The organism is Leclercia sp. Marseille-Q4284 (assembly GCF_916618945.1).
In the GTDB taxonomy this organism is placed as follows: Bacteria; Pseudomonadota; Gammaproteobacteria; order Enterobacterales; family Enterobacteriaceae; genus Enterobacter; species Enterobacter tamurae.
Map to the genome: position 1 here is coordinate 1114855 of NZ_CAKAKG010000002.1, position 12906 is coordinate 1127760.

At 55.0% G+C, this 12906-nt stretch carries 6 protein-coding genes, 2 rRNA genes and 1 pseudogene; 8 read left to right on the plus strand and 1 reads right to left on the minus strand.

Annotated elements, in window-relative coordinates:
• Window positions 1-217: 217 nt before the first annotated feature.
• From LG383_RS20020 to LG383_RS20050, 7 genes and pseudogenes are all read left to right on the plus strand, one after another.
• Window positions 218-3123 (plus strand): 23S ribosomal RNA (locus LG383_RS20020).
• Window positions 3124-3220: 97 nt separating this feature from the next.
• Window positions 3221-3336 (plus strand): 5S ribosomal RNA (gene rrf, locus LG383_RS20025).
• Between the two features lie 150 nt (window positions 3337-3486).
• The gene (gene murB / locus LG383_RS20030; protein WP_225759992.1) at window positions 3487-4515 is read left to right on the plus strand and encodes a UDP-N-acetylmuramate dehydrogenase; all 1029 of its coding nucleotides are present in this window, start codon (window positions 3487-3489) and stop codon (window positions 4513-4515) included.
• Window positions 4512-5474 carry a bifunctional biotin--[acetyl-CoA-carboxylase] ligase/biotin operon repressor BirA gene (gene birA, locus LG383_RS20035; RefSeq protein WP_106995964.1) on the plus strand — a complete coding sequence of 321 codons (963 nt, stop codon included), beginning with the start codon at window positions 4512-4514 and terminating at the stop codon, window positions 5472-5474. Before murB ends, birA begins: the two co-directional genes overlap by 4 nt.
• Window positions 5475-5670: 196 nt before the next feature.
• Window positions 5671-7677 (plus strand): biofilm formation regulator HmsP, encoded by a 2007-nt coding sequence (hmsP, locus tag LG383_RS20040; RefSeq protein WP_225759993.1) that lies wholly within the window; start codon window positions 5671-5673, stop codon window positions 7675-7677.
• 158 nt (window positions 7678-7835) lie between these two features.
• A complete protein-coding gene (dctA, locus tag LG383_RS20045; RefSeq protein ID WP_106995966.1) occupies window positions 7836-9122 on the plus strand; it encodes a C4-dicarboxylate transporter DctC in 1287 nt (428 codons plus the stop codon).
• Window positions 9123-9347: 225 nt separating this feature from the next.
• Window positions 9348-10766: pseudogene (locus LG383_RS20050) on the plus strand (M16 family metallopeptidase); the annotation flags it as partial.
• Window positions 10767-10862: 96 nt separating this feature from the next.
• Here LG383_RS20050 and LG383_RS20055 read toward each other — a convergent pair.
• Window positions 10863-11792, minus strand: coding sequence for a sugar kinase (locus LG383_RS20055; protein ID WP_225759994.1), 930 nt, complete (start codon window positions 11790-11792; stop codon window positions 10863-10865).
• Window positions 11793-12024: 232 nt separating this feature from the next.
• Between LG383_RS20055 and pdeH the strand changes: the two genes are divergently transcribed.
• Window positions 12025-12795: a cyclic-guanylate-specific phosphodiesterase gene (gene pdeH, locus LG383_RS20060; RefSeq protein WP_106995969.1), complete on the plus strand. Its 771-nt coding sequence runs from the start codon at window positions 12025-12027 to the stop codon at window positions 12793-12795.
• Window positions 12796-12906: the final 111 nt, after the last annotated feature.

Below are 12906 nucleotides of genomic sequence, written 5' to 3' on the forward strand. Positions count from 1 at the left end.
TGCTGGTTTGTGAGTGAAAGTCACCTGCCTTTATATCTCAAAACTAACTCTCTGAGTTACGTTTGAGATATTTGCTCTTTAAAAATCTGGATCAAGCTGAAAATTGAAACGACACACTGTGTCTGCTCTCCGTAATAAGAGCAGATGAAGGTGTGTTCGAGTCTCTCAAATTTTCGCAAAACGATGATGAATCGAAAGAGACATCTTCGGGTTGTGAGGTTAAGCGACTAAGCGTACACGGTGGATGCCTAGGCAGTCAGAGGCGATGAAGGACGTGCTAATCTGCGATAAGCGTCGGTAAGGTGATATGAACCGTTATAGCCGACGATTTCCGAATGGGGAAACCCAGTGCAATCCGTTGCACTATCGTTAAGTGAATACATAGCTTAACGAAGCGAACCAGGGGAACTGAAACATCTAAGTACCCTGAGGAAAAGAAATCAACCGAGATTCCCCCAGTAGCGGCGAGCGAACGGGGAGCAGCCCAGAGTCTGAATCAGCATGTGTGTCAGTGGAAGCGTCTGGAAAGTCGCAGGGTACAGGGTGATACTCCCGTACACGAAGATGCATGTGCTGTGAACTCGAAGAGTAGGGCGGGACACGTGGTATCCTGTCTGAATATGGGGGGACCATCCTCCAAGGCTAAATACTCCTGACTGACCGATAGTGAACCAGTACCGTGAGGGAAAGGCGAAAAGAACCCCGGCGAGGGGAGTGAAAAAGAACCTGAAACCGTGTACGTACAAGCAGTGGGAGCACCTTCGTGGTGTGACTGCGTACCTTTTGTATAATGGGTCAGCGACTTATATTCTGTAGCAAGGTTAACCGTATAGGGGAGCCGAAGGGAAACCGAGTCTTAACTGGGCGTTAAGTTGCAGGGTATAGACCCGAAACCCGGTGATCTAGCCATGGGCAGGTTGAAGGTTGGGTAACACTAACTGGAGGACCGAACCGACTAATGTTGAAAAATTAGCGGATGACTTGTGGCTGGGGGTGAAAGGCCAATCAAACCGGGAGATAGCTGGTTCTCCCCGAAAGCTATTTAGGTAGCGCCTCGTGAACTCATCTCCGGGGGTAGAGCACTGTTTCGGCTAGGGGGCCATCCCGGCTTACCAACCCGATGCAAACTGCGAATACCGGAGAATGTTATCACGGGAGACACACGGCGGGTGCTAACGTCCGTCGTGAAGAGGGAAACAACCCAGACCGCCAGCTAAGGTCCCAAAGTCATGGTTAAGTGGGAAACGATGTGGGAAGGCACAGACAGCCAGGATGTTGGCTTAGAAGCAGCCATCATTTAAAGAAAGCGTAATAGCTCACTGGTCGAGTCGGCCTGCGCGGAAGATGTAACGGGGCTAAACCATGCACCGAAGCTGCGGCAGCGACACTATGTGTTGTTGGGTAGGGGAGCGTTCTGTAAGCCGTTGAAGGTGGACTGTGAGGTCTGCTGGAGGTATCAGAAGTGCGAATGCTGACATAAGTAACGATAAAGCGGGTGAAAAACCCGCTCGCCGGAAGACCAAGGGTTCCTGTCCAACGTTAATCGGGGCAGGGTGAGTCGACCCCTAAGGCGAGGCCGAAAGGCGTAGTCGATGGGAAACAGGTTAATATTCCTGTACTCGGTGTTACTGCGAAGGGGGGACGGAGAAGGCTATGTTGGCCGGGCGACGGTTGTCCCGGTTTAAGCATGTAGGCGGAGGTTCCAGGTAAATCCGGAACCTTACTAACGCTGAGGTGTGATGACGAGGCACTACGGTGCTGAAGCAACAAATGCCCTGCTTCCAGGAAAAGCCTCTAAGCATCAGGTAACATCAAATCGTACCCCAAACCGACACAGGTGGTCAGGTAGAGAATACCAAGGCGCTTGAGAGAACTCGGGTGAAGGAACTAGGCAAAATGGTGCCGTAACTTCGGGAGAAGGCACGCTGATGGTAAGTGAAGCGACTTGCTCGTGGAGCTGAAATCAGTCGAAGATACCAGCTGGCTGCAACTGTTTATTAAAAACACAGCACTGTGCAAACACGAAAGTGGACGTATACGGTGTGACGCCTGCCCGGTGCCGGAAGGTTAATTGATGGGGTTAGCGGCAACGCGAAGCTCTTGATCGAAGCCCCGGTAAACGGCGGCCGTAACTATAACGGTCCTAAGGTAGCGAAATTCCTTGTCGGGTAAGTTCCGACCTGCACGAATGGCGTAATGATGGCCAGGCTGTCTCCACCCGAGACTCAGTGAAATTGAAATCGCTGTGAAGATGCAGTGTACCCGCGGCAAGACGGAAAGACCCCGTGAACCTTTACTATAGCTTGACACTGAACACTGGTCCTTGATGTGTAGGATAGGTGGGAGGCTTTGAAGCGTGGACGCCAGTCTGCGTGGAGCCAACCTTGAAATACCACCCTTTAATGGCTGGTGTTCTAACGTGGACCCGTAATCCGGGTTGCGGACAGTGTCTGGTGGGTAGTTTGACTGGGGCGGTCTCCTCCTAAAGAGTAACGGAGGAGCACGAAGGTTAGCTAATCCTGGTCGGACATCAGGAGGTTAGTGCAATGGCATAAGCTAGCTTGACTGCGAGAGTGACGGCTCGAGCAGGTGCGAAAGCAGGTCATAGTGATCCGGTGGTTCTGTATGGAAGGGCCATCGCTCAACGGATAAAAGGTACTCCGGGGATAACAGGCTGATACCGCCCAAGAGTTCATATCGACGGCGGTGTTTGGCACCTCGATGTCGGCTCATCACATCCTGGGGCTGAAGTAGGTCCCAAGGGTACGGCTGTTCGCCGTTTAAAGTGGTACGCGAGCTGGGTTTAGAACGTCGTGAGACAGTTCGGTCCCTATCTGCCGTGGGCGCTGGAGAATTGAGGGGGGCTGCTCCTAGTACGAGAGGACCGGAGTGGACGCATCACTGGTGTTCGGGTTGTCATGCCAATGGCACTGCCCGGTAGCTAAATGCGGAAAAGATAAGTGCTGAAAGCATCTAAGCACGAAACTTGCCCCGAGATGAGTTCTCCCTGACCCTTTAAGGGTCCTGAAGGAACGTTGAAGACGACGACGTTGATAGGTCGGGTGTGTAAGCGCAGCGATGCGTTGAGCTAACCGATACTAATGAACCGTGAGGCTTAACCTTACAACGCCGAAGCTGTTTCGGCGGATTTGAGAAGACGATTTTCAGCTGATTACAGATTACTCATCACGCCTGAGGGCGGGGTGAACAACAGAATTTGCCTGGCGGCTGTAGCGCGGTGGTCCCACCTGACCCCATGCCGAACTCAGAAGTGAAACGCCGTAGCGCCGATGGTAGTGTGGGGTCTCCCCATGCGAGAGTAGGGAACTGCCAGGCATCAATTAAAGAAACCCCGTACCGGAAGGTGCGGGGTTTTTTGCCGTCTGAGCCTTACCCGGCCTACAAGTCCCCAGGCCCGGCAATTCCAGCCGACAAAGATCCCCCGATGGGGTAAACTATCCCGGTTTTTGCATCTGGATAGCGTCTATGAATCACTCCCTTAAGTCCTGGAATACCTTCGGTATCGACCGAAATGCCCGACAGATCGTGCGAGCCGACGATGCGCAGCAGCTGCTGGCTGCATGGAATCATGCCACGCAACACCACCAACCTGTTCTTATTCTGGGCGAGGGGAGTAACGTTCTCTTTCTGGAAGACTTTTCCGGGACGGTGATCGTGAACCGCATCCGCGGGATCACGGTTGAAGAGACGCAGGAATGCTGGCGTCTGCACGTAGGTGCCGGCGAAAACTGGCACGATCTGGTGCAATATACCCTTGAACACAACATGCCGGGGCTGGAAAACCTTGCCCTGATCCCTGGCTGCGCCGGTTCATCCCCCATTCAGAATATCGGTGCCTATGGCATCGAGATTAGGCATGTCTGCGAGTATGTTGATTGTATCGAGCTGGCAACCGGTGAAGCGCGTCGCTTACAAGCCGATGAATGCCGTTTCGGCTACCGCGACAGCATTTTCAAACATGAATATCAGGACAAATACGTCATCGTCGCGGTCGGTCTGCGCCTGACAAAAAACTGGCAGCCGGTTCTCTCCTACGGTGATTTAACCCGTCTGGATCCCGCGACGGTGACCGCGAAAGAGATTTTTGCGGCGGTTTGCCAGATGCGAATGAGCAAATTGCCCGATCCGAAAGTGAACGGTAATGCCGGTAGTTTCTTTAAAAACCCAGTGATCTCCGCTGAAAACGCGCAAACACTGCTTGCTGAATGGCCGAACGCGCCGCACTATCCGCAGGCGGATGGTAGCGTCAAGCTGGCTGCCGGCTGGTTGATCGATCAGTGTCAACTTAAAGGGACTACCTGCGGCGGCGCGGCGGTTCATCGCCAGCAGGCGCTGGTACTCATCAATGAAAATAATGCTACCAGCGATGATGTCGTGCAGTTGGCCCATCAGGTGCGTCAGCGCGTGGGTGAGAAGTTTAACGTCTGGCTGGAGCCGGAAGTGCGCTTTATCGGCCATCACGGTGAAGTGAACGCGGTGGAGACCATTGCATGAAAGACCATACCGTCCCCCTGAAGCTGATCGCCATTCTGGCCGACGGCGATTTTCATTCCGGTGAACAGCTCGGTGAACAGCTGGGAATGAGCCGTGCCGCTATTAACAAGCATATTCAGACCCTGCGTGACTGGGGTGTGGATGTCTTTACCGTGCCGGGCAAAGGCTACAGCCTGCCGGAGCCGGTTCAGCTGCTGAACGAAAGCTTTATCCATAGCCAGATCGCTGACAACAGCGTCGCCGTTTTGCCAGTCATTGACTCCACCAATCAGTATCTGCTCGACAGGCTCAACGAACTGCAGTCTGGCGACAGCTGCGTGGCTGAGTATCAGCAGGCCGGACGCGGTCGCCGGGGGCGTAAATGGTTCTCGCCTTTTGGCGCCAACCTCTACCTGTCTATGTACTGGCGTCTGGAGCAGGGACCTGCAGCCGCCATCGGCCTAAGCCTGGTGATTGGCATTGTGCTGGCAGAGGTTCTGCAATCTCTTGGCGCCGACGACGTACGGGTTAAGTGGCCGAACGATCTCTATCTGAAGGATCGTAAACTGGCCGGGATCTTAGTCGAACTGACGGGTAAAACTGGCGATGCGGCGCAGATCGTGATGGGGGCCGGGATCAACCTGGTGATGCGCAACGTGCAGGCGGATGATATTAACCAGGGGTGGATCAACCTGCAGGAAGCGGGGATCGCCATCGATCGTAACGTACTGGCGGTACAGGTCATCAATGAGCTGCGCCACTCGCTGAGGATCTTCGAGCAGGAGGGGCTGGCGCCGTTCCTTCCTCGCTGGGAGAAGCTCGATAATTTTGTTCACCGTCCGGTGAAGCTGATCATTGGCGATAAAGAGATCTTCGGCACATCGCGCGGTATAAACGAGCAGGGCGCACTGATGCTTGAGCAGGATGGGGTTATCAAACCTTGGGTAGGCGGAGAGATTTCACTGCGTAGCGCCGAATAAGGTATCAGGCCGCAGCCCCCGTTATTCGGGCCTGTAACCGCCCTGAACAACCGCTCCATACCCTGTACGGAGCGGGAACCAGAATAATCCCTAAACGGTTGGTTACACTCTCTTAAACACATCACGATAAGGTATACTCTGAAAGCAGCGGGGTAACAGTTGATTAACCTGCGTTTCGCGTTTCTGGAGATTCATTTTGCGTGTCAGCCGCTCTTTAACTATCAAACAAATGGCGATGGTAACTGCCGTCACCATGGTGTTTGTCTTCGTCTTTTGCGTCATTCTGCTGTTTCATGCCATTCAGCAGAATCGCTACAACACGGCTACGCAGCTCGAAAGCATCGCCCGCTCCATCCGTGAGCCCCTCTCTTCTGCCATTCTGAAAGGCGATATTCCGCAGGCGGAATCTATTATTAAGAGCATCAAGCCGGCAGGCGTCGTCAGCCAGGCGGATGTGGTATTGCCCAATCAGTTCCAGGCGTTGCGCATGAACTTTATCCCGGAGCGTCCGGTGCCGGTGATGGTCAAACGCCTGTTTGAGATGCCGGTACAAATCTCCCTGCCGGTTTATTCCCTGCAGCGCCCGGCGAACCCGCAGCCGCTGGCCTATCTGGTGCTGCAATCCGACTCCTGGCGGATGTACAAATTCGTTATCAGTTGGGTCTCGACGTTGGTAACCACTTACTTATTATTGACGCTGATGCTGACCGTGGCGCTGACCTGGTGCATCAACCGACTGATCGTCCATCCGCTGCGGCGGATTGCCCGCGAGCTGGATACCATTTCGCCGCAGCAACAGGTGGGGCATCAGCTACCCGTCCCGCGCCTGCATCATGACGACGAAATCGGCATGCTGATACGCAGCTATAACCTGAACCAGCAGCGCATGATGCGTCAGCATGAAGAGCTGAACCATAACGCCACCCGCTTCGCGGTTTCGGATCTGCCCAACAAGGCGTTTCTGATGGCACTGCTGGAGCAGGCGGTGAAACGCCAGCAGCCCATCGCCCTGATGGTAGTGGCCTGTGAAACCTTGCAGGACACCGCTGGGGTGCTAAAAGAGAGCCAGCGGGAAATGGTGCTGCTGACGCTGGTTGAGAAGCTCAAATCTGTACTGGCGCCGCGGATGGTGCTGACTCAGGTGAGCGCCTATGACTTTGTGATTATCGCTAACGGCGTCAATGAGCCGTGGCACGCCATCACGTTGGGTCAGCAAGTACTCACTGTTATTAATGAACGGCTGCCGGTACAGGGGATCCAGCTGCGCCCGAGCGCCAGTATCGGCATCGCCATGTTTAACGGCAATCTGACCGCCGAGCAGCTCTTCCGTCGGGCCTTCTCCGCTGCCTTTACTGCCCGGCAGAAGGGTAAGAACCAGATCCAGTTCTTCGAACCCGAGCAGATGGAGAAGGCGCAGCAGCGGCTGTCAGAAGAGAACGATATCCTGACCGCGCTGGACCAAAACCACTTCGCCCTCTGGCTGCAGCCGCAGGTCGATCTGCATACCGGTAAGATAAAGAGTGCCGAAGCGCTGCTGCGGATGCGTCAGGCCGATGGTAGCTGGGAGCTCCCTGAAGGGCTGATCGACCGCATTGAGAACTGCGGCCTGATTGTGACGGTGGGTCAATGGGTGCTGGAAGAGTCCTGCCGCTTGCTGTCGGTCTGGCAGTCGCGGGGGATGATGATGCCGCTGTCGGTTAACCTGTCGGCGCTGCAGCTGATGCACCCGAACATGGTTCCGGAGCTGCTGGCGCTGATTACTCGCTACCGCATCCAGCCTGATACCCTGATTCTGGAAGTAACCGAGAGCCGCCGGATCGACGATCCTAACGAAGCCGTGGCGATACTCCGCCCGCTGCGTAATGCCGGCGTGCGCATTGCGCTGGACGATTTCGGCATGGGGTACGCCGGGCTGCGTCAACTGCAACATATGAAAGCCCTGCCGGTAAACGTGCTGAAAATCGATAAGGCCTTTGTTGAGGGCCTGCCTGATGACAGCAGCATGGTAGAGGCGATTATCCAGATGGCGCATAGCCTGAAACTGGAAATTATCGCCGAGGGTGTTGAAACCGAAGCCCAGCGGAGCTGGCTGGCTAATGCCGGGGTTGAGTGCGGACAAGGTTTCCTGTTTGCTAGAGCCGTGCCGCGCGATGTTTTTGAAAGCCGTTACCTTCAGCCGAATGACCATCACACTGATGACTGAATTGTTGCTGGTTTGTGCGAGCCAGCTCAAATTTCTTAACATTTGTGTTTCAAATTCGGCCTGAGCTTCTATTTGTCCTGATTATTGGGTGCTATTTTAAGGCCGCAGGTGAGCAGTAACCCTACACTGCCTGCGGTTTTTCTTCCCAAGGACATCTTATGAAAACCTCTCTCTTCAGAAGTCTTTATTTTCAGGTCTTAACCGCCATCGCCATCGGTATTCTGCTTGGCCATTTCTACCCTGAATTAGGCACCCAAATGAAACCGCTTGGCGATGCCTTCGTTAAGCTGATTAAGATGGTGATCGCTCCGGTTATTTTCTGTACCGTCGTGACCGGCATCGCAGGCATGGAAAGCATGAAAGCCGTGGGCCGCACGGGTGCGGTTGCGCTTCTCTATTTTGAAGTGGTCAGCACCCTCGCGCTGATCATTGGCCTGGTGATTGTGAACGTGGTTCAGCCGGGCGCAGGTATGAACGTTGACCCTTCCACGCTGGATGCAAAAGCGGTGGCGGTTTACGCCGATCAGGCGAAAGACCAGGGCGTGGTCGCCTTCCTGCTGGACGTGATCCCCGGCAGCGTGATTGGCGCCTTCGCCAGTGGTAACATCCTGCAGGTGCTACTGTTCGCCGTGATGTTTGGCTTTGCCCTGCATCGTCTTGGCAGCAAAGGCCAGCTGATATTCAACGTAATTGAAAGCTTCTCGCAGGTTATCTTCGGCATCATCAATATGATTATGCGCCTGGCACCCATCGGGGCATTCGGGGCGATGGCCTTTACCATCGGCAAATATGGTGTCGGCACCCTGGTGCAGCTCGGCCAGCTGATTATCTGCTTCTACATTACCTGCATCCTGTTTGTGGTGGTGGTACTGGGCAGCATTGCTCGTGCCACGGGCTTCAACATCTTCAAGTTCATCCGCTATATCCGTGAAGAGCTGCTGATTGTACTGGGTACCTCCTCGTCCGAATCGGCGCTGCCGCGTATGCTCGATAAGATGGAGAAGCTGGGCTGCCGTAAATCGGTGGTGGGGCTGGTTATCCCGACCGGTTACTCCTTTAACCTTGATGGCACCTCGATCTACCTGACCATGGCGGCGGTATTTATCGCTCAGGCCACCAACAGCCATATGGATATCTTCCATCAGATCACGCTGCTGGTGGTGTTACTGCTCTCCTCGAAAGGCGCCGCAGGGGTGACGGGCAGCGGCTTTATCGTGCTGGCAGCGACCATCTCTGCCGTCGGACATCTGCCGGTAGCCGGACTGGCCCTGATCCTCGGTATTGACCGCTTTATGTCCGAAGCCCGCGCCCTGACTAACCTGGTGGGCAACGGTGTAGCAACCATCGTGGTGGCGAAGTGGGTGAAAGAGCTGGACCACAAAAAACTCGACGATACGCTGAATAATCGTGCGCCAGACGGCAAAACGCACGGTTTATCCTCATAAAATCTTCTCTCTGGCCCGCATTCCCTTGTCGGGGTGCGGGCTCCTGCGCATAATGGCCCTGAATACTTGTCATAAACGGACAAGATTTATTTCGGGTATATTTCACTTCTTGCCGTGACGTTTCGCTTCACGCGCGGTCTAATCGGAGTGTTTTGAACATTATCTTTAGAGTGCGACAGGGCGTGTGGCACTCTTTGTAACCAGGAATGTTGATCAGGGGTTCACATGCAGGGCACAAAAATTCGACTCTTAACCGGCGGTTTGCTCATGATGGCAGCAGCCAGTTATGTGCAGGCTGACGCGCTCCAGCCTGACCCGGCCTGGCAACAGGGTACGCTGGCGAACGGTTTTCAGTGGCAGGTTTTAGCCACGCCGCAACGCCCCAGCGACCGCATTGAAATTCGCCTTTCCGTCAATACCGGCTCCCTGACCGAGAGTACGCAACAGAGCGGTTTCAGCCATTTTATTCCCCGTCTGGCGCTGACCCAAAGCGGTAGCCTGCAGGCCGTACAGGTCCGTTCATTGTGGCAACAGGGTATCGATCCTAAACGTCCTTTGCCGCCTGCCGTCGTCTCCTATGACTACACCATGTTTAACCTCAGCCTGCCAAACAACCGTAACGATTTGCTTAAAGAGGCATTGACCTGGCTGTCTGATACCGCCGGTAACGTCTCGATTACGCCTGATACCGTGAATTATGCCCTGAGCAACAGCGATATGGTGGCGACCTGGCCTGCTGATACTAAAGAGGGCTGGTGGCGCTATCGCCTGAAAGGCTCTGCGCTGTTGGGTCACGATCCGGCGGAGCCGCTGAAGCAGCCGGTTGATATTGAGCAGGTGAAGTCGTTCTACCAGAACTGGTACACCCCGGACGCCATGACCCTGATTGTGGTCGGCAACATTGATAGCCGCGCGGTGATCGAGCAGATCGGTAAAACCTTCGGTGAACTGAAGGGCAAACGCACCACCCCTGCGCCAGTACCCACCCTGTCGCCGCTGCGCGCAGAGCCGGTCAGCATCATGACCGATGCCGTGCGCCAGGACCGACTCTCTATTATGTGGGATAGCCCATGGCAGCCAATTCGTGAATCTGCCGCGCTGCTGCGCTACTGGCGCGCCGATTTAGCCCGGGAGGCGTTGTTCTGGCATGTTCAGCAAAACCTGAGCAAAAACAACGCCAAGGACATTGGCCTGGGCTTTGATTGCCGGGTGCTGTTCCAGCGCGCCCAGTGCGCCATTAACGTGGAGTCGCCGGGCGACAAGCTGAACGCCAATATGGCGCTGGTCGCCAAAGAGCTGGCGAAGGTGCGTGAGAATGGCCTGAGCGAAGAGGAGTTCAATGCGCTGGTGGCGCAGAAAAACCTCGAGCTGCAAAAACTGTTCGCCACCTATGCCCGTACCGATACCGATATTCTGATCAGCCAGCGTATTCGCTCTCTGCAAAACCAGGTGGTGGATATTGCGCCGGAACAGTATCAGAAACTGCGTCAGGATTTCCTCAATAGCCTGACTGCGGAGATGCTGAGCCAGGATCTGCGTCAGCAGCTTTCACAGGATATGTCGCTGATTCTGATGCAGCCGAAAGGTGAGCCGGAATATGACATGAAGGATCTGCAGGCGACGTGGGACGGAATTATGGCGCCCGCGAAATAAAAGCAAAAAGGCAACGTAAGTTGCCTTTTTTAATGTTTGCTCCCTCTCCCGGTGGGAGAGGGGCGGGGTGAGGGCACCAGACCGCACTTATGCAGGCATCGCTTCCCGCGGGATGATCGCGCCACGATACTGAATCACCGTGCTGGCGGTCAGGTGGCCGCGTTGGGCTGCGGCTTCCGGCGTACCGCCCGTCAGACGCACAGCCAGATACCCGGCGCTGAATGAGTCACCCGCCGCAGTGGTATCAATCACCTTCTCTTTAGCCAGCTTCACCGCAGGCACCTCAACAATCGCTTCGCCGGCAACGGCCACCAGGCAGGAGTCTGCCCCGCGCTTAATCACAACTTCCGTTACACCAGCAGCCTGAGTACGGGCGATCACCTCATCAACGGGCTTTTCGCCCCACAGGGCATCTTCGTCATCGAGGGTCAGGAAGGCGATATCGGTGCACTCCAGCATCCGGGTATAGACCTGCTGCGTCTCTTCGCGACTGGCCCACAGACGTGGACGGTAGTTGTTGTCGAAAATCACTTTCCCGCCGTTGGCGCGGCATTCGCGCAGCAGGGAGAACAATTTTTCACGGCTGTCAGGGCTGAGGATCGCCAGGCTAATGCCGCTCAGATAGAGGTAGTCAAACTGGGCCAGCGTTTCGCAGATGTGGGCCGCGCTGTCGCTCTCCAGCCAGAATTTGGCGGCAGCTTCGTTGCGCCAGTAGTAGAAGGTGCGCTCGCCGGTGCTGTCGGTCTCAATGTAATAGAGGCCCGGCAGGCGGTTTTCCATCCGCTGGGTCAGGGAGATATCGACATTTTCACTCTGCCAGGCGTCCAGCATCTGCTGACTGAAATTGTCTGTGCCCAGGGCCGTCACATAGTTGACCGCCAGCGCGTTAGCATCAACCTGACGGGCAATATACACCGAGGTGTTTAACGTATCGCCACCAAAGCCACGGTTCACTTCCGCGCCTTTCTGGGAGAGTTCGATCATACATTCGCCGATCACGGCAATTTTCTTAGACATAGTCGTGAACCTGAACAGTTAAATTAGCGCTAGTGTGCGCTGCAGCCCGGGAGTGGTCAACTGTATTAAAACGACGTTCCATTATTTTTTTGAACCAGGACAAGTTCCGGGTAAGTTTCAGATCTCAGATTTTCATTTTCGTCCGCAACCGAACATAAAGTTCTCATACCTGGGGCCGATAATCCTTTGACCAGTCCCGACAGGTTCTTCCCCAATCAACAGGATATCTGAAATGAAGTTAAGGCAGGACATCCAGCTGCTGAGCATCCCTGAGGCAAGTATTGAGAACTTGCAGGAACATCGCTACTGGCTGCAATGTGAGCGTGCTTATACTTATCAGCCCATTTATCGCACCGACGGTAAACTGATGGCGATCGAGATCCTGACCGTCGTGACCCATCCTTCAAACCCGGCACAGCGGATCGCCCCGGATCGCTATTTTGCGGAACTGCCCGTGCGCCACCGTCTGGATATCCTCGAAGAGCAGCTCAGCATGCTGACGGCAAAACAGGATTTCTTTGCCGACAACACTATTCTGGCCTCGGTTAACGTCGATGGCCCAACCCTGCTGGCGGTCCGTCAGGATGAGAGCCTGCAGAAGCTGATCCACTGCCTGCCCTGGCTGCGCTTTGAGCTGGTGGAGCACGTGCGTCTGCCGCAGGACTCTTCCTTTGCCACCATGTGCGAATTTGGCCCGCTGTGGCTGGACGATTTTGGCACCGGCATGGCGAACTTCTCCGCCCTGAGCGAGGTGCGTTACGACTACATCAAAGTGGCGCGGGATCTGTTCATTATGCTGCGTCAGACCCCGGAAGGTCGCAATCTGTTCACCCTGTTGCTGCAGCTGATGAACCGCTACTGTCAGGGCGTGATCGTCGAAGGCGTTGAGACGCTGGAAGAGTGGCGCGATGTGCAAAACTCACCTGCCGCCGCCGCACAGGGCTATTTCCTCTCCCGTCCGGTGCCGATGGAGATGCTCGACAACGTTATCGTCACTCTGTAACCCCGGCTGCTTCCCATAATAGCGCGTGGCTAACGCGTTATTACCGGACGCTGCCGCCCCTTTTTTCTTTGTCTGAACTATATTCATGACTGGCAAGGTAAAAAAGGAATT